The organism is Nonomuraea sp. NPDC005730 (genome assembly GCF_040630865.1).
GTDB lineage: Bacteria > Actinomycetota > Actinomycetes > Streptosporangiales > Streptosporangiaceae > Nonomuraea.
On sequence record NZ_JBEXYK010000005.1, the window covers coordinates 13,742 to 33,282 of the forward strand.

A 19,541-nucleotide genomic window follows, 5' to 3' on the forward strand; every position below is an offset into this window, starting at 1 on the left:
CCACGAAACACCGACCAAGCCAACCGAGAGGACGTTGACAACCAAGCCAACTAGGTTAACTATGTTGGTGAACGACGAAAGAGGAGGTCACAGCCCATGCGTTCCATCCCGATTCCTGTGGATGTCGGCAAGCTCGCCATCACCTGCGTCAAGGCACCGCGTCCGCGGGTGCTCAACAGGGACACCGGTGAGATCAAGACCGACAAGAACGGCAACACCGTCTACGAGGTCACCGTCTCCGTCGAGGACGAGTTCGGCCGGATCGAACTCGTCAAGATCGGCATCACCGGGGAACCGCCCATCAGCGTCGGCGACCAGGTCAACGCCGTCGGCCTGCTCGGCTACGTCTGGGAGATCGCCGGCCGATGGGGCATCGCCTACCGCGCCTCGGCGCTGCTCCCCGCCAGGGAGGCCGTCGATGCCTGACGCGCCGTACCTGCTCGCAGCCCTGGCCGCCGTCGCGGCCGGGCTGTGGGCCTGGCGCCGCTTCCACCACCCGTCCTTCTGGCTCGTGCTCGGCTTCTCGCTCGTCGGCCTGTCGGTACGGGCCTCGTGGCGGCGGGTCGCCCTCGGCTGCGGGCTGACCAAGAAGCGGCAGCGCTTCTGGTTCACCACCGTCCCCGGCCTGATGGCCTCGACGGGCATCGTCCGCGTCCGGCGCAGGTGGCAGCGCATCGCCGTGGACACCAAGCCGTTCATGTGGCTGCCACTGCCGACCCGGCACGGCTGGCGCGTCACCCTGCACACCCTAGAAGGCCAAACCCCCGGCGACTACGCCGACGTCGCCGAACGCCTCGCGCACTCCTGGGGCGTCCACGCCATCCGCGTCTCCTCACCCGGTCCCGGCCGCGTCGTCCTCATGGCCACCATGCGCGACCCGCTGGTCAAGGTCGACGAACTCCCGCCCTCACCGGAACTGCTCAAGGTCACCGTGGGGCGGCTGGAGACCGGCAAGCCCTGGACCATCGACTTCCGCACCGTGCCGCACTGGCTGAACGCGGGGGCGACGCAGTCCGGGAAGTCGAACCTCGCCAACGCCCTGATCGTCGGGCTGGCTCCGCAACCCGTGGCCCTGGTCGGCTTCGACCTCAAGGGCGGGGTGGAGTTCACGCCCTACAGGCCGCGCCTGTCCGCGCTGGCCACCTCGCGCGCCGAGTCCGGCGGGCTGCTGGATGATCTGGTCGGTCTGATGGTCGATCGCATGGGGTTGTGCCGCCAGGCCGGCGCTAGGAACATCTGGCAGCTTCCGCCGGGCGTGCGGCCGGTCCCGGTCGTAGCCCTGGTCGACGAGCTGGCCGAGCTGTACCTGATGGCCGACAAGTCCGAGAAGGACGAGATCGCCAAGACCTCGACAGCCCTGCTGCGGGTCGCCCAGCTCGGACGAGCGTTCGGCATCTACCTGTTCTGCTGCGGCCAGCGCATCGGCTCTGACCTCGGCCCCGGCGTCACCGCTCTCCGTGCCCAGTGCTCCGGACGGATCTGCCACCGCGTCAACGATCCCGAGACCGCCACCATGACGCTCGGCGATCTCGACCCGGCGGCCCTCGCCTCGGCTCGTGCCATCCCCGCCGAAACGCCAGGGGTCGCCATCGTCGCCGGTCAGGACGGCCAGTGGTACCGCGCCCGCTCCTACTACGTCACCGAGCAAGCCGCCGAACACGCCGCCCGTACTCACGCCCACCTCACCCCTGCCTGGGATGAGATCACCGCCCACCTGCCCGAACCCATCAACGCCTGAACCACGAAGGGAGGAACGATGCGACGCTTCGCCTGCTGGCTGCTCGACACCGGCCCGGTTCTCATCCTGGCCGCCATCGCGGGTGCCGGATCGTTCACCCACATCCGCGACACCGCCACCGAGCACGGCCAGACCGGCTGGATGTCCTGGGCAGTCGCCGTCTGCATCGACCTGACCTGCGTCATGGCCGCCCGCGAACGTCAACGCGACAAGAGGACCGGCAACCACCGGCGGGGACGGCTCTCGTGGCCCGTCCTCGTCCTGACCGGTGGGATCGTCCTGTCCCTGGCCGCGAACCTCGCCCAAGCCGACCCGACCGCCTGGGGCTGGATCACCGCAGCGACTCCGGCCGCCGCCTTCCTCATCGCCGTCTCGATGCTGGAACGCCGCGCCACCCGTCCGGAACCGTCCACTGCTGTGGCGTCCTCGCCCGTCCTGGCTTCGTCTTCGGCTCCGGAACTCGTCCCGTCCCACCCCCAGGACGAGGACGACGAGCGGGACAGCGACCTCGCGCCCGCCCTGATCGACTACGCCCGCCGTGTAGCCGACGAACACCACACCCGGCACGGCAAGCCCATCACCCGAGACGCCCTACGCGCCCACCTGGGCGTGTCCAACCAACTCGCCTCCGACTTGCTGCGCACCCTGCGCACCGCCTGAAGGGAGAACCGACCCATGACCCACGACCGCCGCACCGCCCTCATCCACGGCCTGCTCGACCTGGCCGCCTTCCTGGAAGCCCATCCCGACATACCCGTCTCCTCCAGCGTCACCGTCCACCACTTCACCCACCAGGCCAGCGACTCCGACCAACGCGCCGAAATCGACCAGATCGCCGCCCTCGTCGGCTCGCAGATCGACTACGAGGACTCCCCGTACGGCCACTACGCCACCTCGCGCCTGTTCGGCCCGGTGGAATACCGCGCCGTCGCCATCCTGGCCGCCGCCCGCGCCAGCCACGCCGCCGAAGCCAGCTACCGCGGCTGCATCCAATCCGACCCCACGCCCGCCACCTGATCAGAAGAGGACCCGAGCATGCGCATCCGCATCGACGGCACCCGAGCCGAGATCGTTGACGCCCTGTTCCGCCTACGCCTGCACTTCACCGTCATCGGCGTCTCACGCGCCTACCCCGACCGCACCCGCCCTCATCACTGGCGCATCTACCTCACCACCGCCCGCGACAGGAAGTGACCCGATGGACGAGGTGATCCACTACCGCTGCTGCACCTGCAACGGCACCGGAATCGACTCCGACGACGCCCGCTGCCTCGACTGCGACGGCACCGGCATCGATAACCACGGCGCATAAAGCGCAGCGCCCCCGGCCTGGCCGCACATCCGCCAAGACGACTGCCAGGTCGAGGGCCATCCCTTCACCCGAACGAGCGAAAGGAGGTCTCCATCTTGCCCACACTTCACGCCACCGCGCACGCCAAAGCGGGCATGATCGCCCGACTTAACCACCCCGACTACGACCGCTGGGCAAACCAGGTCAAGCGCACCGGCGGCTGCCGCCAGCCCATCCACCTACGCGGCAAGGTCGACCACTACGACCGTGCCACCGGCCAACTCCTGCACCGCTACACCACCCGCACCGAACCCGACGGCATCCTGCGCGTCCCGTGCAAGACCCGCCGGGCCACCCGCTGCCCGTCCTGCGCCGAGACCTACCGCGCCGACACCTACCACCTCATCCGCGCCGGCCTCGTGGGCGGCAAAGGCGTCCCCGAGACCGTCACCACCCACCCAACCCTGTTCATCACCCTGACCGCGCCGTCCTTCGGCCCGGTCCACACCCGCCACGAACACCACGGCAAGATCCAGCCCTGCCACGCCCGCCGCAACGCCACCACCTGCCCACACGGCCAAGTCATGTCCTGCACCCAACGCCACAGCAAGGACGACCCGCGCCTGGGCGAACCGCTCTGCCCTGAGTGCTACGACTACACGGGCTCCGTCCTGTTCAACGCCCTGGCCCCGCTGCTGTGGAAGCGCTTCGCCGACTCCGTACGCCGCCACCTGGCCAAACTCGGTGGCCTGCTCCTCAAGGACCTCCGCCACCACCTCACCCTCTCCTTCGCCAAAGTCGCCGAGTACCAGCGGCGTGGCGTCGTCCATTTCCACGCCGTCATCCGCCTCGACGGCCCCGGAGGGCCCGCCACACCTCCACCGCCCTGGGCCACTGCCGACGCCCTGACCACTGCAATCCAGCACGCCGCCAAAGCCGTGTCCGCCAAAGCTCCCGCCTACCTCGACCAGCCCGAACGAGTCCTGCGCTGGGGGCGGCAACTCGACATCCGCCCCATCACCCTGAACGGCGACCTCACCGACCAAGCCGTCGCCGGCTACATCGCCAAGTACGCCACCAAAGCCGCCGAATGCGTCGGCACCCTCGACCGCCGCATCAACCCCCTCGACGACCTGACCCTGTACAACCTCCGCGACCACGCCCGCCGCCTCATCACCACCTGCATGGAACTCGGCACCGAACCCGACCTAGCCGAACTGCGCCTCGCCGACTGGGCCCACATGCTCGGATTCCGCGGCCACTTCTCAACCCGCTCCCGCCGCTACTCCACCACCCTCGGCGACATCCGAGCTGACCGCGAACACCACGTCCGACAACGCGAGATCACCACCGGCCGCCTCCCGCTCTTCGCCGAAGACGCAGCCCTCGTGATCAGCGAATGGGAGTACGCAGGCAAGGGCCACTCCCTAGGCGATCAACTCCTCGCCGCCGCCATCACCGGAGGGTGCATATGAGCACTCTCACCAAGCTCTGGACTGTCCAGGACGTAGCCACCTTCCTCGGTGTTCCGATCGCCACGCTCTACCAATGGCGACACCACCGCACCGGCCCCAGAGGCCACAGGATCGGCCGCCATCTGCGCTACTTGCCCGAGGACGTCATGTCCTGGGTCCAGGACCAGGAGTAGCCCATGGCCTTCGTCAAGGACCTGTGGACCAAGACAGTCCGCGACCAGGACGGCAAACCGCGGAAAGTCCGGACCACGCGGTACGGCAAGGGCAAGCGCTGGCTCGCCGTCTGGGTGGATCCCGACGGGAAGGAGTGCTCGACCGCCTATGACCGCAAGGCCGACGCCGAGCGCAAAATCGCCACGATGGGCGCCGACATCGCCCGCGGCGACTACATCGACCCGAACGCCGGCAAGGTGCTCTTCGGCGATATCGCCGAACGCTGGCTCGCCTCCCGCATGGTGGACCCCTCGACCAAGATCCGATACGAGTACATCCACCGCCTCCACGTCGCACCGACCTACACGAAGCGCCAAGTGAAGAGCATCAAGCCATCCCAAATCCAGGCGTGGATCAGCGACCTGAGCAGCCGCTTCGAGACCTCGACCGTACAGACGGCCTTCCTGGTCCTCCAGGGCATCCTCGACCTGGCCGTCGCCGACGAGGCGATCAAGCGAAGTCCCGCGAAGTCGCCGATCGTCCAGGTGCCGAAGCGCACCACCGAAGCGATCACGGCATGGTCGGACGAACGGGTCTACGCCCTGATCGACGCTCACCCCGGCCTCTTCCGCCTGCTCCCAATGCTGGGGGCCGCGTGCGGACTGCGGCAGAGTGAGCTGTTCGGCCTGGCCCTTGAAGACATCGACTTCGAGGAGTGTCTTGTTCGCGTACGTCGGCAGATCAAGAAGCTGGGATCGCACCACGTCTTCGCTCTGCCGAAGAACGACCGTGAGCGGGTCGTACCGCTGCCCGGCCGGGCTGCGGAGGCCATCGAGCGGCACGTCTCCGCCTATCCCCCGCTGGCCTGCTCCCTGCCCTGGGAAAAGCCGGATGGCAGACTCCGCACCCACAACCTGCTGTTTCGCTGGACGGACGACCGCTTCATCAAGGCCAGAAGCTACAGCGAAACCGTCTGGAAGCCCGCTCTGGTGACAGCGGGCGTGATCCCGGCACCAGACAAGGACCCGCGCAAACGAAGCCGCTACGTCACCTCCCGCAAGGAAGGATTGCACCAACTCCGGCACTACTACGCGAGCGTCATGCTGGCCGGCGGCGTTTCGGTCAAGGAACTTGCCGAGTACCTAGGCCACGCCGACCCAGGCTTCACCCTCCGTGTCTATGCCCACATGATGCCCGGATCTCACGACCGCGCCCGCAGAGCGATTGACGAGCGTTTCTTCCGCCCGTAAGCGGCCGCCACATCAGCGTAGAGGGACGTCACTGATCCCGGTAGCGGGCTATCCGCGGAAGCCTGCGAGCCATTTCCTGCTCATCGTCGAAGTCCCACTGTTCTCCGCGGGGAACACTGCCGATCGCCGGAACCAGGGGGAAGCCGCCTGAAACGCCGCGAGCGTTCGCGGCGTCGCCGAGCCCGTCCGGATCCTGCCCAGTCACCCGCTCGTAGGCGTGATAAGCCACGTAGCCCAGTGGATCGAACTCAGGTTGCTCTTCCCTCATCTGCTCCGGATTCTGTAGCCGGCGCTTGGCAGAGTTGGCAGACGGCTTCTCCAGCTCCAGCAGGTGGAGGACCTGAGGCAACTCGATCAGCCGATCAGGGCAGTCAGTGACAGCCTCGAACGTCTCACGTCCCAGGCTGACAAGCCAGTTCACGAAGTACTCGAAGCCGTCCAGCGAACCCATGCGGAACACGAACCAGTACGCCGCATACAGATCGATAGTGCAGCCGCGATTTTGAGTGGTCGTCCACCAGATGTGGTAGTCAATGATCTCTTCGACAGGACGGCGAGAGAGTTCGTCCACCAACCACGAGACACGTGCTCTCCTCGTGTCGGTCTCGCGTCCGGAACGCTCGATCAGGCCCCAGAAGTCATCGACGTCCATGTCGCGTGATCCTGGCAGCCCTGGGCCGCCCCGTAAAGATCACGGAACAGGGACGGAACAGACCGAAAGCGAAGATCAGCCAGCGTTCCGACGGACCCGGCTCACCTCACAGGAGGGGCCGGGTTTCCGCACGTCAACGCCTACTTCAACAGCTGCCGGGCCATCACCATCCGCTGGATCTGGTTGGTGCCCTCGTAGATCTGGGTGATCTTGGCGTCCCGCATCATGCGTTCCACCGGGAAGTCCTTCGTGTATCCGTACCCGCCCAGCAGTTGCACCGCATCGGTGGTGATCTCCATGGCGGCGTCCGAGGCGGCGCACTTGGCGGCGCTGGACAGGAACGTCAGGTCCTTCTGCGGCCGGCCGTGCATCGCCAGCTCGCTCTTGGCCGCGGCGCGGTACGTCAGCTGCCTGGCCGCCTCCAGCTTCATCGCCATGTCGGCGATCATGAACTGCAGCCCCTGGAAGTCGCCGATCGGACGGCCGAACTGCTTGCGTTCCTTGACGTAGCCGACCGCGTAGTCGAGGGCGCCCTGGGCGATGCCCAGCGCCTGGGCGGCGATGGTGACGCGGGTGTGGTCGAGGGTGGCAAGGGCCGTCTTGAAGCCGGTGCCGGGCTCGCCGATCATGCGGGACGCCGGGATGCGGACGTTCTCCAGGATCACCTGGCGGGTCGGCGAGGCCTTGATGCCGAGCTTCTTCTCCTTCGGCCCGAAGGAGACGCCTTCGTCGGACTTCTCCACCACGAAGGCGGAGATGCCCCGGGCGCCGGCGGACGGGTCCGTCACGGCCATCAGCGTGTAGTACTCGGAGACGCCGGCGTTGGTGATCCACATCTTGGTGCCGTTGAGCACGTAGTGGTCGCCGTCGAGGACCGCGCGGGTCTTCATGGCGGCGGCGTCGGAGCCCGCCTCCGGCTCGGACAGCGCGTACGAGAACATGGCCTCGCCCCGCGCCACCGGCGCCAGGTAACGCTGCTTGAGCTCCTCGGACGCCGAGAGCAGGAGCGGCACGGTGCCCAGCTTGTTCACGGCCGGGATGAGCGAGGACGACGCGCAGGCCCGCGCGACCTCCTCGATGACGATCACGGCGGCCAGCGCATCGGCCCCGGCGCCCCCGTACTCCTCGGGAACGTGCACGGCGTGCAGGTCGGCGGCGACGAGGGCCTTGTAGACGTCCCAGGGGAACTCTTCGGACTCGTCGGCGGCCGCGGCCTGCGGCGCAATCTTCTCGTCGGCCAGGGCGCGGACCGTCTCCCTGAGCATGTCGTGCTCTTCGGCGGGCGCATAGAGAGGGAAGCTCATGCATAGATACTAGGACGTCCGAGCACTTTGTTACCAGCTAGTACGGTTTGCGAACAGACGCAGGTGGCACGAAGGAGGTAGCGAAGGCCGGTAGCATGCCTGGCGATCGAAAGGAGCTCGCTCGTGCCATATCGCCTCACGGTGATCGGGACCGGATACCTGGGCATCACGCATGCGGCCTGCATGGCGGATCTCGGATTCGAAGTCCTTGGCCTCGACATTGACGCGGACAAGATCCGCCGGCTGAACAACGGTGAGCTCCCCATCCACGAGCCCGGGCTGGAACCCGTGCTCCGCCGTGGGCTCGACTCCGGACGCCTTCGCTTCACCAGCTCCTACGAAGAGGTCGCCGCCTTCGGTGACGTGCACTTCGTCTGCGTCGGCACACCGCAGAAGAAGGGCGAGTACGCCGCGGACGTGTCCTACATGGACAGCGCCATCGAGTCGCTCGCGCCGCTTCTCGACCGCGAGTGCCTGGTCGTGGGCAAGTCCACCGTGCCGGTCGGCACCGCCGAGCGCATGGCCGACAAGCTCGCCCGCCTGTCGCCGGCGGGCGTCGGCGTCGAGCTGGCGTGGAACCCCGAGTTCCTGCGCGAGGGCTTCGCGGTGGAGGACACCCTCCACCCCGACCGCATCGTGCTCGGCGTGCGCTCCGAGCGGGCCGAGAAGGTGCTGCGCGACGTGTACGCGCCGCTCGGCGAGGTCCCGTTCGTGGTGACCGACTTCGCGACGTCGGAGCTGGTCAAGACGGCGGCCAACGCCTTCCTCGCCACCAAGATCTCCTTCATCAACGCCATGGCCGAGGTCTGCGAGGCCGCGCACGCCGACGTCAAGCAGCTGTCCGAGGCGCTCTCGTACGACGACCGCATCGGCGGGCGCTTCCTCAACGCCGGGCTCGGCTTCGGCGGCGGCTGCCTGCCCAAGGACATCAGGGCCTTCATGGCACGGGCCGGCGAGCTGGGGGCCGACCAGGCGCTGACGTTCCTGCGCGAGGTCGACGCGATCAACATGCGCCGCCGCGCCCGCATGGTCGACCTGGCCAGGGAACTGGCGGGCGGCTCGTTCCACGGGTGCACGGTCGGCGTGCTGGGCGCGGCCTTCAAGCCGAACTCGGACGACATTCGCGACTCCCCCGCCCTGGACGTCGCCGTGACGATCGGCCACCAGGGCGGACAGGTCACCGTCTACGACCCGATCGCGCTCGACAACGCTCGTAAGGCTCACCCGGAGCTGAACTACGGCGAGTCGGCCGTCGAGGCGGTCCGCGGGGCGCACGTGGTGCTGCTGCTGACGGAGTGGAGAGAGTTCCTGGAGCTCGATCCGGAGGAGCTGGGCGCGGTGGTCGCGACCCGGCGCATCGTCGACGGCCGCAACGCGCTCAACTCCGAGGTGTGGCGCTCGGCCGGCTGGCACTACCGGGCACTCGGCCGCCCGTAACGCCACCGCGGCACCTCTCCGAGCGCCCGGGGCCCCTCACCACGAGGAACCGGGCGCTCGGGAAAGAGCCGACCAGGCGCCCGGGAATGACACCCCTGCCCCCTGGAGGGCCCTGAGTTGCCTGCTCAGAGCTCCGCGGCCTCCGCGCGCAGCTTCTCGCCCTTGGCGTACGCCTGCTCCTTGAGACGCCCCTGGAACTCCTCCATGCGCTCGCGCAGCCCGGCGTCGGAGGCCCCGAGGATGCGGACGGCCAGCAGCCCCGCGTTGCGCGCGCCCCCGACCGCCACCGTGGCCACCGGCACCCCGGCCGGCATCTGGACGATCGACAGCAGGGAGTCCATCCCGTCGAGGTACTTCAGCGGCACCGGCACCCCGATCACCGGCAGCGGCGTGACCGAGGCCAGCATGCCGGGCAGGTGCGCCGCCCCGCCGGCCCCCGCGATGATCACCCGGATGCCGCGGGAGGCCGCCTGCCGGCCGTACTCGATCATCTCGACCGGCATGCGGTGGGCCGAGACGACGTCGGCCTCGAACGGCACGCCGAACTCCGCCACGGCCTCGGCCGCGGCCTTCATCACGGGCCAGTCGGAATCCGACCCCATGACGATCCCGATTCGCTCTGTCACGTGTACTCCCCGGTCATGAGGTAGACGGCGGCGTGGCGGGCGCGGGCGCGCACCTTGTCGAGGTCGGTGCCCAGGGCCGTGACGTGGCCGATCTTGCGGCCCGGACGCACTTCCTTGCCGTAGAAGTGCAGCTTGATGCCGGGATCGTGGGCCAGCACGTGCTCGTAGCGCTTGAACAGGTCGGGGTCGTCGCCGCCCAGCAGGTTGGCCATGACGACGACGGGGGCGGTCATCGCGGGTGAGCCGAGCGGCAGGTCGAGCACGGCCCGCAGGTGCTGCTCGAACTGGGACGTGGTGGAGCCCTCGATCGTCCAGTGGCCGCTGTTGTGGGGGCGCATGGCCAGCTCGTTCACCACGAGGCCGTCCGCGGTCTGGAACAGCTCCACCGCCAGCAGCCCGGTCACGCCCAGCTCGTGGGCGATCTTCAGGCCGATGCGCTGGGCGACGGCGGCCTCCTCGGGGTCCATGCCGGGGGCGGGGGCGAGCACCTCGACGCAGATGCCGTCCTGCTGCACGGTCTCCACGACCGGGTAGCTGACGCCCTGCCCGTGGGGCGAGCGGGCCACCAGCACCGCGAGCTCCCGCTCGAACGGCACGAACGCCTCGGCCATCAGCTCGACGCCGGTGGCGAACGCCTCGGCCACGTCGTCGGGGGTGCGGCAGACCCACACGCCGCGCCCGTCGTAGCCGCCGCGCACCGACTTCAGCACGACCGGCCAGCCGTGCTCGGCGGCGAAGGCCGCGACCTCCGCCGCCGAGGCGACCCGGGCCCAGGCGGGGCAGGGCACGCCGATCGCGGTCAGCCGTTCGCGCATGACCGCCTTGTCCTGGGCGTGCACGAGCGCGTCGGCGCCCGGGTGCACGGCGTGGCCGTCGGCGATCAGGGCCTTGATGTGCTCGGTCGGCACGTGCTCGTGGTCGAACGTGATCGCGTCGCAGCCCTGGGCGAACGCCCGCAGGTCGGCCAGGTCGCGGTAGTCTCCGACCTGGGTGTCGACGATCACTCGTGCGGCGCTCTCCCCGGGGGCGGCGGCCAGCACCCGCAGCTCGACCCCGAGCGCGATGGCCGGCGGCTGCGTCATCCGGGCGAGCTGACCGGCGCCGACGATGCCGACGACCGGCCCGATGGGACTGTAGGAACTCACGTGAGGTGAGCTTACCGGGACGGAACGACTACCTCGCCGTTGTCAACCGGCACGTGCCCGGCGCAGCCCGAGTGTCCTGATCCGGTTGCCCGCGCCGACGAGGCTGGCCATCACCACCAGATCCGCGCGCCCTCCCTCGTACGTGAGCCGCAGGGCGTCGAACACCAGGACGGAACCGGCGGCCACCGGGATCGCGAGGGTACGCGTGCCGAACAGCTCGACGTCGGCGCGGTTCGCGGTGACGTCCTTGAGCAGCCCGCGCAGCGGATCCCCCGCCGGGAAGCGCACGCCCGCCACCCCGGCCGGGTCGGTGAGGTACGTCAGGTGCCGCTGCGGCACCAACCGGGCCTGCCTGACCAGCGCCGACGGCGCCTCGGCGGCCTCCCGCGCCGGCTCGCCGGGCACGGGCACCGGGCCCGCGCCCAGCCGCCAGCGGCCGTCCTCCAGGAAGAACAGGTAGTAGGCGGGCGAGGGCTCGCGGGCCAGCGCGGCGAACCAGTCGCCCGCGTCGGGCAGCACGTAGACGGGGTCGGCGGGACGGGCTGGACGGCCGTTCCGGGTCGCCTCGCAGGCACGGCCGTCCAGCGTCCGCTCCGCCCACGTGGTCAGCTCCCGTACGGCGGCGCAGTCCCGCCGCTGCCAGGCCCCGTCGAGCTGCCGCAGCAGCGAGAACGCCTGCTCGGCGGTCGCCGGGTCGACCCGTGGCGCGGCTGCCGGGGCAGGCGTGCGGTCCTCCTGGAGCACCGGGGCGCCGCCGGTCGCCCCACAGCCCGCGGTGAGCAGGGCCAGGACCAACGCGAGCAGTCGAAGCGGCACGGGTGGCTCCCGGGAGGGCGGCCGTCTGGAGCGGCAGGTCCGACATCGCGGGCGGGCCCGCGATCTGAACGGCAGCGTAATGCTGATCTTTCAGAAATGCCGCCCATAAGGCGATATTTTTAGAAGTCGTCTTTGCGGGGTATGTTCGGCCCCCTGACACCGGCCGTACGATATCGCCGGTACGCTGAGGTGGTCAGTCTCGACTAGGGAAAGGACCGAGCGCGGACGTGGAGTTTGCCAAGCGCCTCTACCAGCGGTTCGAGTCCCTGGTTCACGAACTGGCCAAATTCGGGAGCATCGGGGCCGTCGCCTTTCTGCTCGACACGGGTGTCTACAACCTCTTCCTGCTCGGCTTCGAGTGGGGCCCCCTCACCTCCAAGGTGCTCGCCACCACGATCTCGGCGACCTTCGCCTACCTGGGCAACCGCTTCTGGACCTTCCGCCACCGCGAGCAGAGCGGCCTCGGCCGCGAATACTTCCTGTTCTTCCTGCTCAACGGCGTCGCCCTGCTGTTCGGCCTGCTGGTGATCGGCTTCACCAAGTACACCCTCCACCTGCACGACGGCCTGAGCCTGAACATCGCCAACTTCGCCGGCGTCGGCCTCGGCACGCTGTTCCGCTACTGGTCGTACAAGAAGTGGGTGTTCCTGGAGGCCACCGAGCCGATCCCGGTCGAGCTGCCCGAGGTCAGGCAGGACCGCTGACCACGCGGTTCCTGCTGTCCTCCTCGGCCGGGCGCAGGAAGATGGCGAACGTCGCCGGCCGGCGGCGCACCAGTTCCAGCCGTCCGCCGTCGGCGGCGGCCAGCGCGCGGGCGAGGGTGAGCCCGAGGCCGGTGCCTCCGCCGCCGCTGACGTTCCGTTCGAAGATCTTGGGTGCGATCTCGTCGGCGATGCCGGGGCCCTCGTCGGCGACCTCGATCACGATGTAGTTGTCGCCGCAGGTGCTGGTGACGGTGACCGTGCCGCCGCCGTGGCGCAGGGAGTTCTCCAGCAGCGAGGCGATGACCTGGCCGAAGCCGCCGGTGGTGGCCATCGCCTTCAGGCCGCGGGTGCCGTCGAGGTGCAACGTGCGGCCCGCCTCGCGGAAGACCGGCTCCCACTCGGTGATCTGCTGGATGAGCACCTCGTCGATGGCGACGGGCTCGGCCTGGGCGTGGCGCTGGCGACGGGCCGCCGCGAGCAGCTCGTCGATCACCGCGGTCAGGCGCTCGGCCTGCACGATGGCCGCCTCGCCCTCCTCGCGGACGACCTCCGGCTCGTTCGAGGCGGCGACGATCTCCTCCAGGCGCATGGTCAGGCCGGTCAGGGGCGTGCGGAGCTGATGGGAGGCGTCGGTGGCGAACTCGCGTTCGCGGGTGAGCAGGTCGGAGATGCGGGTGGCGCTGCGGTCGAGCACCTGTGCCACGCGGTCCAGCTCGGGGATGCCGTAGCGGTGCTTGCTCGGCCGCGCGTCGCCCGACCCCAGCCGCTCGGCGATCTTCGCCAGGTCCTGCAGGGGCAGCGTCAGTCTGCGTGACTGTACGACGGCCAGGCTGACGGCCACCGCGAGCGCCGCGACGGCCAGCGCCACGATCAGCAGCAGCCTGGCCCGGACGTCGCGCTCGACCTGATCCCGATCACGACTTATCCGGACGTAGACACCGGTGTTGGTCTGCGCGTCCTCCGTCATCAGGTGACCCGACGCCGGCGCGGTGCCGACGACGGTCACCCGCAGAGGGGTTCCGCGTTCCCAGATCTGGATGTACCTGCCCGGGTACTTCTGCTCCAGTTGCTGCGGGTCGAGCGGGGTCTCCTGGACCCGGGCGTACTCGACCTCGCCCACGAGACGCTTGGCTTCCGCCCCGAGCTCCTGAGCCGCCTCGTCGACGATCAGGCGGCTGACCACGACGCCCAGGGGGACCCCCAGCAACAGGACCGCGATGACCGCGACGACCAGTGTGGAGGAGAGCAGTCGACGGCGCATGCGCCTACTCGCGTTCGAACCGGAAGCCGACTCCCCGGACGGTCGTGATGTATCGGGGCTTGGCGGCATCGTCGCCGAGTTTGCGGCGCAGCCAGGAGATGTGCATGTCGAGGGTCTTGGTCGAACCCCACCAGTTGGTGTCCCACACCTCGCGCATGATCTGCTCCCGGGTGACGACCTTGCCGGCGTCGCGGACCAGGACCCGCAGCAGGTCGAACTCCTTGGTCGTCAGGTGCAGCTCCTTCTCCCCCATCCAGGCGCGACGGGAGTCGGCGTCGATGCGGACCCCCTGCACGACCGGGGTCTCGGAGGTGCCGCGCCGCAGCAGCGCGCGCACCCGGGCGAGCAGTTCGGCCAGCCGGAACGGCTTGGTCACGTAGTCGTCGGCGCCGGCGTCGAGGCCGACGACGGTGTCCACCTCGTCCACGCGGGCCGTGAGTATGAGAACCGGGGTGCCGTGCCCCTCGGCACGGATCCGGCGGGCGACCTCGAGACCGTCCATCTCTGGCAGCCCGAGGTCGAGAACGATGAGGTCGATGCCGCCCGACAGGGCCCTCTCCAGGGCCTGCGGGCCGTCGGGGCTCACCTCTACCTGATAGCCCTCGCGGCGTAGCGCACGCGCGAGTGGCTCGGAGATCGAGGTGTCATCCTCGGCGAGAAGTACGCAGGTCATGAAGCGATCGTAGGACCTTAGGCGATCGTTTCCCGGGCACAGCGCGCGGTTTGACTTGTCGTTGACCTATCCATTGACCTGGGCAAACGAAGCTAAATAAGGGTTAGTCGTGATTAAATTACCGCGATTATCGAGGGGAAAACACAAAGCGCTCCAGGCTTTCCCATCACACCACGTACGCGCGCATCCGCGGGACGCGTCGCGCCGGGCGTGGCGCCCGGAGCGTGATACCCCGATCCGGGCGCCGGAATGCCTGGAACGTGCCGTTCAGAGCCAGCTCGACCGGACGGAGGCGGCCGGGCCGCCCGCCGGGGCGGTGCCGAGCTCGCCGGCGCGTACCCGGTCGAGCAGGCGGCGGACCGTGTCGACGATCTCGGGGGCGGTCTCCCGCAGGCTCGCCGCGTCGTCCGCGCCGACCTCGGCGGGATCGACGCCCGACTGCCGCAGCACGCCGTCGAGGTCGGCCAGCCGCTCCCCCAGCCACTTCAGCGGCTCGGCCGACAGCTCCTCGTCGAACACCCGCCGGTCGGGCTCCCAGCCGCTGGAGCCCGGGTGGTGGTGCGTACGGTCGAAGCTGCCCGGCGTCCCGTCGACCGACTCCAGCAGGTCGACCCGCCAGATGAGCTGATCGACGACGATGGGACGGGCCGAGTAGATCGACCCCTTGAGCTCGCCCGGCGCGAGCCTGCGGATCTCCAGGCGGACGCCGTGCTCGGCGCCCTCCTGGTGCTCTCCCGGGTCGGGGTCGACGAAGTACAGGTCGCCGACGGCCACGCCGATGCGCTCGAAGCCGAAGAGATAGAGCATGGAGACCACTCCCTCACAGGTGTCCTGGGCTCGCCTCCCCCAGTATCCGTCAGGCCGCCGCGAGCGGCCCGGGAGCGGCGGGAAAGACGACGGCCCCGCTGCCCGTGCGGGCTGCGGGGCCGGAGAGAACGGGGGGCTCTAGTCGTCGACGGAGTGGGGCTCGGCGTAGCGGGCGAGATAGAGCTGCTCGCCCAGGCTGCGCATCAGGCCCAGCTCGGTTTCCAGGTAGTCGATGTGCTCCTCCTCGTCCTCGAGGATGTCCTCGAAGATGCGGGCGGAGGTGATGTCGCCCTTCTCCCTCATCAGCTGGATCGCCGGGCGCAGCCGCTCGACCACTGCCAGCTCGACCTCGAGGTCGGCCTTGAGCTGCTCCTCGACGGTCTGGCCGATGTGCAGCGTGCCGAGGCGCTGGTAGTTGGGCAGCCCTTCGAGGAACAGGATGCGGTCGGTCAGCCGTTCGGCGTGGCGCATCTCCTCGAAGGACTCGTCGCGCGTGTGCTTGGCCAGCTTGGTGTATCCCCAGTTCTCCTGCATCTTCGCGTGCAGGAAGTACTGGTTGATCGCCGTGAGCTCGGCGGTCAGCTGTTCGTTGAGGAGTTCGATGATCTGCTTGTCGCCCTGCATGAACGGGCCCCTCGTCGCGGTGCGGCTATGCGGTCGTCAGTTCTTCAGACTGCTTCAGGATCGCACAGATCTTCCGTACACAACGGGCACAGTCCCCACCAGCCCCAGTGGTGTCGCGAATCTGTTTCGCGCTCTTCGCCCCGGAGGCGATGCAGTCGTGGACCTCGTTCTCGGTCACAGCACGACAAATGCATACATACATCCGGGGACAGGCCTCTCAAGCGAGCATGAAGGGGACGCCTTTAGGTTAGGCACACCTAAGATAGCTCACTTCGGTAAGGCTTGCCTATGTTAGAGGCGTCACAATCACCTGACCCCGCAGGTCAGTGGCCCCTCGCCCGCCACTCCTCCAGGTGCGGCGCCTCCGCCCCGATGGACGTGGAGTCGCCGTGGCCCGTGTGCACGACCGTCTCGGGCGGCAGGGACAGCAGCCGCCCGGCGATCGACTCGATGATCGTGTCGAACGACGAGTACGACCGCCCGGTCGCCCCCGGCCCGCCCTTGAACAGCGTGTCGCCGCTGAACAGCACGCCCGCGTCGGGAGCGTGCAGGCAGACCGCGCCCGGCGAGTGGCCCGGCGTGTGCAGCACCTCCAGGGCCACGCCGCCCACCGAGATCTTCTCGCCGTCGGCCAGCGGCGTGTACGCCACCTCCGGCCCGTACACCTGCTCCCAGAGCACCTGGTCGGCCGGGTGCAGCCGGATCGGCGCGCCGGTCAGCTCGGCCAGCCGGGCGGCGGCGTTGACGTGGTCGTTGTGGGCGTGGGTGCACAGGATTGCCTTGACCCGGCGGCCGCCGGCCCGCGCGGCGATGGCGTCGGCGTCGTGCGCGGCGTCGATGATCACGACCTCGCGCGCGTCGCCGACCAGCCAGACGTTGTTGTCGACCTCCCAGGTGCCGCCGTCGAGCGAGAACGTGCCGGAGGTGATGACGCGGTCGATCATCAGAGGACCACCACCGAGCGCAGCACCTCGCCGCGGTGCATCTTCGCGAACGCCTCCTCGACCTGGTCGAGCCCGATCGTCTCGGTGACGAACCGGTCGAGCGGCAGCCGGTTCTGCAGGAACAGGTCGATCAGCATCGGGAAGTCCCGCGAGGGCAGGCAGTCGCCGTACCAGGACGACTTCAGCGCGCCGCCGCGGCCGAACACGTCGAGCAGCGGCAGCTCCAGCCGCATCTCCGGCGTCGGGACGCCCACCAGGACCACCGTGCCGGCCAGGTCGCGGGCGTGGAACGCCTGCTCGTACGTCTCCGGCCGGCCGACCGCGTCGATCACCACGTCCGCGCCGAACCCGCCGGTCAGGTCGCGGATCGCCTCGACCGGGTCGTTCTCCCGCGAGTTGACCGTGTGCGTCGCGCCGAACCCGCGGGCCCACTCCAGCTTGCGGTCGTCGACGTCGACGGCGATGATCCGGGACGCCCCGGCCAGCGACGCCCCCAGGACCGCCGCGTCGCCGACCCCGCCGCAGCCGATCACGGCCACGCTGTCGCCGCGCGTCACGCCGCCGGTGTTGATCGCCGCGCCGATGCCGGCCATCACGCCGCAGCCCAGCAGGCCCGCGACCTGGGCCGGCGCCTCGGCCGACACCTTGGTGCACTGGCCGGCCGCCACCAGCGTCTTCTCCAGGAACGCGCCGATGCCGAGCGCGGGCGACAGCTCGGTGCCGTCCTTGAGCGTCATCTTCTGGGTGGCGTTGTGGGTGGCGAAGCAGTACCACGGCCGGCCGCGCAGGCAGGCGCGGCACTGGCCGCACACCGCGCGCCAGTTGAGGATCACGAAGTCGCCGGGCGCCAGCCCGGTCACGCCCTCGCCGACGGCCTCGACCGTGCCCGCGGCCTCGTGGCCCAGCAGGAAGGGGAAGTCGTCGTTGATCCCGCCCTCGCGATAGTGCAGGTCGGTGTGGCAGACCCCGCAGGCCTGCACGTTCACCACCGCCTCGCCCGGCCCGGGGTCGGGGACGACCACCGTCTCCAGCGAAACTTCCTGGCCCTTACCGCGGGCGATCACGCCCTGCACTTCGTACGGCATGGCAGCCATCTTGTGTCAGGAGGATGATCTCCGCAAGACATAGGGCTGGACCACGCCGAGCCCTCTTGCCGGCCGCCTCCTGATCTTGTGGACCTCGACCCCGTCCGGCGCGCCGGCCAGCCCCTCGGCCAGCTCGGAGTCGACCAGGATCGTGCCCGGCCTGGCGATGGCCGTGAGCCGGGCGGCCAGGTTGACGGTGGTGCCGAACACGTCGCCCATCATGGGCACGACCGGCCCGTACGCCATGCCGATGCGCAGCTCCAGGCTGTCGGCGAGGTCGAGGGCGATCGTCGCGGCCTGGGCCGGGGCGGGCGCGGTGAACAGCACCTCGTCGCCGAGCGTCTTGACCAGCCGCGCGCCGTGCGCGGCCACCACGTCGGCGGCACGCGACTCGAAGCCCTCGACCAGCGAGGCCAGCGCCCGCTCGTCCAGCTCGCGCGAGCGGCGGGTGAAGGAGACCAGGTCGGCGAAGCCGACGGCGATCGACACGCGGGCCGGCCCCCGCTCGTCCTGGTCGTCGGCGACGGCCAGCAGGCGGGTGCCGGCGGCGGCGAGCTGGGCCCGCCAGACGTGCACCAGCAGGTGCTCGAAGTCGGGCAGGAGGGCCTTGGCCGTGTCGAGGACGCCGCTCAGGTCGGCGTCGGTGCGCGAGTCCGGGACCATCGTGCCGATCACGATCTCGGCCTGCCACTGCGCGAGCCTGGCTGTGGTCTGGCCGAGCGCGCGGGCCATGCGGATGACGGTCGGCTCGTCGAGCAGGCCGCCGTCCAGCAGGCTGCGCACCCGCCGCAATGCGGCCACGTCGGCGTCGCTGAACGCCACGGCGTCGTCGGGGAACTGGGCGAAGCCGAGCGCCCGCCAGATGTGCTGGGCGAGCTCCTGCGACACCCCGGCCCCGGCGGCGACCTGCGCGCGGGTGTGGCGGGCCGGCACGCCGACGAGCGTGCGCTCGATCTGCTCGGCGGTCGGCCTGCCGGGCGGTTGGGTGGCGTTCACGATCAGCAGGCTACGCCAACCTCAGTGGCCGTCGATCTCTCCGTCGGACGCGTCCTCGACCAGCTTGAACAGGTCCATGCGGACGTCCTGGATGCGCGGGATGTCGCGCAGGACGATCTGACCCCGCTCGCCCGCGGACTCGACGGTCAGCGTGCCGCAGCCGAGCATGCGTTCCATGAACGTCTGGTCGGAGCTGACGGTGTTGACCTTGGCCATCGGGATCTCGTCGGTGGACTTGTTGAGCACGCCCATGCTGATCGTGAACCGGTGGGTCGTCAGGACGTACCCGGTGTTCTTCCACTGCAGGTAGGGCACGAACGAGAAGATCGTCAGCAGGATCACGGCGATGACGACGACGGCGATCCTGCCGTAGGAGGTGACGCTCTCCCCCCACGTGGTGGGGAAGAAGTAGAGGGCCGCACCCGCTGCCGCGGCGATGAGGATCAGCGCGAAGAACGGGCCGACAAGGCGCTTCCAGTGGGGATGGAAGGATCGGACGCGCTGCTCACCCTGCGTCAGATGGTGGTCGGGAAGGGTCATGCCGCACATGCTGCCACCAA

At 69.4% G+C, this 19,541-nt stretch carries 24 protein-coding genes; 10 read left to right on the forward strand and 14 right to left on the reverse strand.

Annotated elements, in window-relative coordinates; translation table 11 throughout:
• Positions 1-96: 96 nt before the first annotated feature.
• The 8 genes from ABZ444_RS09420 to ABZ444_RS09455 all read left to right on the forward strand — a co-directional run bounded on the left by ABZ444_RS09420 (position 97) and on the right by ABZ444_RS09455 (position 5,907).
• Entirely contained in the window at positions 97-426 is a 330-nt protein-coding gene (locus ABZ444_RS09420) for a hypothetical protein (RefSeq protein WP_189651149.1), read from the forward strand.
• Positions 419-1,738: an FtsK/SpoIIIE domain-containing protein gene (locus ABZ444_RS09425; RefSeq protein ID WP_357994537.1), complete on the forward strand. Its 1,320-nt coding sequence runs from the start codon at positions 419-421 to the stop codon at positions 1,736-1,738. The genes ABZ444_RS09420 and ABZ444_RS09425 overlap by 8 nt, the downstream gene beginning before the upstream one ends.
• Before the next feature lie 18 nt (positions 1,739-1,756).
• Positions 1,757-2,398, forward strand: coding sequence for a DUF2637 domain-containing protein (locus ABZ444_RS09430; protein WP_357994538.1), 642 nt, complete (start codon positions 1,757-1,759; stop codon positions 2,396-2,398).
• Positions 2,399-2,413: 15 nt separating this feature from the next.
• A complete protein-coding gene (locus ABZ444_RS09435) occupies positions 2,414-2,755 on the forward strand; it encodes a hypothetical protein (RefSeq protein ID WP_357994539.1) in 342 nt (113 codons plus the stop codon).
• Between the two features lie 18 nt (positions 2,756-2,773).
• Entirely contained in the window at positions 2,774-2,932 is a 159-nt protein-coding gene (locus tag ABZ444_RS09440) for a hypothetical protein (protein WP_357994540.1), read from the forward strand.
• A 213-nt stretch (positions 2,933-3,145) separates the two neighbouring features.
• Positions 3,146-4,504 carry a replication initiator gene (locus ABZ444_RS09445; RefSeq protein ID WP_357994541.1) on the forward strand — a complete coding sequence of 453 codons (1,359 nt, stop codon included), beginning with the start codon at positions 3,146-3,148 and terminating at the stop codon, positions 4,502-4,504.
• Entirely contained in the window at positions 4,501-4,677 is a 177-nt protein-coding gene (locus ABZ444_RS09450; protein ID WP_357994542.1) for a helix-turn-helix domain-containing protein, read from the forward strand. The genes ABZ444_RS09445 and ABZ444_RS09450 overlap by 4 nt, the downstream gene beginning before the upstream one ends.
• A 3-nt stretch (positions 4,678-4,680) precedes the next feature.
• Positions 4,681-5,907, forward strand: coding sequence for a site-specific integrase (locus ABZ444_RS09455; RefSeq protein WP_357994543.1), 1,227 nt, complete (start codon positions 4,681-4,683; stop codon positions 5,905-5,907).
• Positions 5,908-5,935: 28 nt separating this feature from the next.
• Here the strand turns inward: ABZ444_RS09455 and ABZ444_RS09460 are convergent, their stop codons facing one another.
• Entirely contained in the window at positions 5,936-6,559 is a 624-nt protein-coding gene (locus ABZ444_RS09460) for a DUF4240 domain-containing protein (RefSeq protein ID WP_357994544.1), read from the reverse strand.
• A 140-nt stretch (positions 6,560-6,699) separates the two neighbouring features.
• Complete coding sequence (locus ABZ444_RS09465; protein WP_357994545.1) at positions 6,700-7,863, reverse strand: acyl-CoA dehydrogenase family protein; 1,164 nt, start codon at positions 7,861-7,863, stop codon at positions 6,700-6,702.
• Between the two features lie 123 nt (positions 7,864-7,986).
• Between ABZ444_RS09465 and ABZ444_RS09470 the strand changes: the two genes are divergently transcribed.
• A complete protein-coding gene (locus ABZ444_RS09470) occupies positions 7,987-9,300 on the forward strand; it encodes a UDP-glucose/GDP-mannose dehydrogenase family protein (protein ID WP_357994546.1) in 1,314 nt (437 codons plus the stop codon).
• A gap of 125 nt (positions 9,301-9,425) precedes the next feature.
• On the opposite strand, the gene purE is transcribed toward ABZ444_RS09470, so the two are convergent.
• Genes purE through ABZ444_RS09485 form a run of 3 tightly spaced genes read right to left on the reverse strand, consistent with a single transcriptional unit; the run spans position 9,426 to position 11,887 of the window.
• On the reverse strand, positions 9,426-9,902 hold the full coding sequence (gene purE, locus ABZ444_RS09475) for a 5-(carboxyamino)imidazole ribonucleotide mutase (RefSeq protein WP_357702729.1): 477 nt from the start codon (positions 9,900-9,902) through the stop codon (positions 9,426-9,428).
• Positions 9,903-9,922: 20 nt separating this feature from the next.
• On the reverse strand, positions 9,923-11,071 hold the full coding sequence (locus ABZ444_RS09480; RefSeq protein ID WP_357994547.1) for a 5-(carboxyamino)imidazole ribonucleotide synthase: 1,149 nt from the start codon (positions 11,069-11,071) through the stop codon (positions 9,923-9,925).
• Positions 11,072-11,113: 42 nt separating this feature from the next.
• Positions 11,114-11,887, reverse strand: a complete 774-nt coding sequence (locus ABZ444_RS09485; protein WP_357994548.1) for a hypothetical protein — start codon at positions 11,885-11,887, stop codon at positions 11,114-11,116.
• A 227-nt stretch (positions 11,888-12,114) separates the two neighbouring features.
• Here ABZ444_RS09485 and ABZ444_RS09490 point away from each other — a divergent pair, with 227 nt between their 5' ends.
• Positions 12,115-12,591 carry a GtrA family protein gene (locus ABZ444_RS09490; protein ID WP_357970062.1) on the forward strand — a complete coding sequence of 159 codons (477 nt, stop codon included), beginning with the start codon at positions 12,115-12,117 and terminating at the stop codon, positions 12,589-12,591.
• Here the strand turns inward: ABZ444_RS09490 and ABZ444_RS09495 are convergent.
• From ABZ444_RS09495 to ABZ444_RS09535, 9 genes are all read right to left on the reverse strand, one after another.
• The gene (locus ABZ444_RS09495) at positions 12,575-13,852 is read right to left on the reverse strand and encodes an ATP-binding protein (protein ID WP_352361812.1); all 1,278 of its coding nucleotides are present in this window, start codon (positions 13,850-13,852) and stop codon (positions 12,575-12,577) included. The genes ABZ444_RS09490 and ABZ444_RS09495 overlap by 17 nt on opposite strands.
• Positions 13,853-13,856: 4 nt before the next feature.
• Positions 13,857-14,525 carry a response regulator transcription factor gene (locus ABZ444_RS09500; protein ID WP_043620820.1) on the reverse strand — a complete coding sequence of 223 codons (669 nt, stop codon included), beginning with the start codon at positions 14,523-14,525 and terminating at the stop codon, positions 13,857-13,859.
• Between the two features lie 267 nt (positions 14,526-14,792).
• Positions 14,793-15,332, reverse strand: coding sequence for a hypothetical protein (locus ABZ444_RS09505; RefSeq protein WP_357994549.1), 540 nt, complete (start codon positions 15,330-15,332; stop codon positions 14,793-14,795).
• Positions 15,333-15,470: 138 nt separating this feature from the next.
• Positions 15,471-15,956: a bacterioferritin gene (gene bfr / locus ABZ444_RS09510; protein WP_357970057.1), complete on the reverse strand. Its 486-nt coding sequence runs from the start codon at positions 15,954-15,956 to the stop codon at positions 15,471-15,473.
• Positions 15,957-15,981: 25 nt separating this feature from the next.
• The gene (locus tag ABZ444_RS09515; protein ID WP_125632481.1) at positions 15,982-16,158 is read right to left on the reverse strand and encodes a (2Fe-2S)-binding protein; all 177 of its coding nucleotides are present in this window, start codon (positions 16,156-16,158) and stop codon (positions 15,982-15,984) included.
• A gap of 121 nt (positions 16,159-16,279) precedes the next feature.
• On the reverse strand, positions 16,280-16,900 hold the full coding sequence (locus ABZ444_RS09520) for an MBL fold metallo-hydrolase (RefSeq protein WP_357994550.1): 621 nt from the start codon (positions 16,898-16,900) through the stop codon (positions 16,280-16,282).
• Positions 16,900-17,985 carry an S-(hydroxymethyl)mycothiol dehydrogenase gene (locus ABZ444_RS09525; RefSeq protein WP_357970053.1) on the reverse strand — a complete coding sequence of 362 codons (1,086 nt, stop codon included), beginning with the start codon at positions 17,983-17,985 and terminating at the stop codon, positions 16,900-16,902. The genes ABZ444_RS09520 and ABZ444_RS09525 overlap by 1 nt, the downstream gene beginning before the upstream one ends.
• Positions 17,986-18,000: 15 nt before the next feature.
• Positions 18,001-18,981, reverse strand: coding sequence for an adenylate/guanylate cyclase domain-containing protein (locus ABZ444_RS09530; protein WP_357994551.1), 981 nt, complete (start codon positions 18,979-18,981; stop codon positions 18,001-18,003).
• A 21-nt stretch (positions 18,982-19,002) separates the two neighbouring features.
• Positions 19,003-19,521, reverse strand: a complete 519-nt coding sequence (locus tag ABZ444_RS09535) for a PH domain-containing protein (protein WP_357970051.1) — start codon at positions 19,519-19,521, stop codon at positions 19,003-19,005.
• Positions 19,522-19,541 lie beyond the last annotated feature (20 nt).

Bases quoted from the DNA above. Each gene is read 5' to 3' on its own strand.
- ABZ444_RS09420 (WP_189651149.1), top strand. From the start codon at position 97: ATGCGTTCCATCCCGATTCCTGTGGATGTCGGCAAGCTCGCCATCACC.
- ABZ444_RS09425 (WP_357994537.1), top strand. From the start codon at position 419: ATGCCTGACGCGCCGTACCTGCTCGCAGCCCTGGCCGCCGTCGCGGCC.
- ABZ444_RS09440 (WP_357994540.1), top strand. From the start codon at position 2,774: ATGCGCATCCGCATCGACGGCACCCGAGCCGAGATCGTTGACGCCCTG.
- ABZ444_RS09450 (WP_357994542.1), top strand. From the start codon at position 4,501: ATGAGCACTCTCACCAAGCTCTGGACTGTCCAGGACGTAGCCACCTTC.
- bfr (WP_357970057.1), bottom strand. From the start codon at position 15,956: ATGCAGGGCGACAAGCAGATCATCGAACTCCTCAACGAACAGCTGACC.
- ABZ444_RS09505 (WP_357994549.1), bottom strand. From the start codon at position 15,332: ATGCTCTATCTCTTCGGCTTCGAGCGCATCGGCGTGGCCGTCGGCGAC.
- ABZ444_RS09460 (WP_357994544.1), bottom strand. From the start codon at position 6,559: ATGGACGTCGATGACTTCTGGGGCCTGATCGAGCGTTCCGGACGCGAG.
- ABZ444_RS09535 (WP_357970051.1), bottom strand. From the start codon at position 19,521: ATGACCCTTCCCGACCACCATCTGACGCAGGGTGAGCAGCGCGTCCGA.
- ABZ444_RS09455 (WP_357994543.1), top strand. From the start codon at position 4,681: ATGGCCTTCGTCAAGGACCTGTGGACCAAGACAGTCCGCGACCAGGAC.
- ABZ444_RS09515 (WP_125632481.1), bottom strand. From the start codon at position 16,158: ATGTATGTATGCATTTGTCGTGCTGTGACCGAGAACGAGGTCCACGAC.
- ABZ444_RS09435 (WP_357994539.1), top strand. From the start codon at position 2,414: ATGACCCACGACCGCCGCACCGCCCTCATCCACGGCCTGCTCGACCTG.
- ABZ444_RS09500 (WP_043620820.1), bottom strand. From the start codon at position 14,525: ATGACCTGCGTACTTCTCGCCGAGGATGACACCTCGATCTCCGAGCCA.
- ABZ444_RS09465 (WP_357994545.1), bottom strand. From the start codon at position 7,863: ATGAGCTTCCCTCTCTATGCGCCCGCCGAAGAGCACGACATGCTCAGG.
- ABZ444_RS09525 (WP_357970053.1), bottom strand. From the start codon at position 17,985: ATGCCGTACGAAGTGCAGGGCGTGATCGCCCGCGGTAAGGGCCAGGAA.
- ABZ444_RS09520 (WP_357994550.1), bottom strand. From the start codon at position 16,900: ATGATCGACCGCGTCATCACCTCCGGCACGTTCTCGCTCGACGGCGGC.
- ABZ444_RS09430 (WP_357994538.1), top strand. From the start codon at position 1,757: ATGCGACGCTTCGCCTGCTGGCTGCTCGACACCGGCCCGGTTCTCATC.
- ABZ444_RS09495 (WP_352361812.1), bottom strand. From the start codon at position 13,852: ATGCGCCGTCGACTGCTCTCCTCCACACTGGTCGTCGCGGTCATCGCG.
- purE (WP_357702729.1), bottom strand. From the start codon at position 9,902: ATGGGGTCGGATTCCGACTGGCCCGTGATGAAGGCCGCGGCCGAGGCC.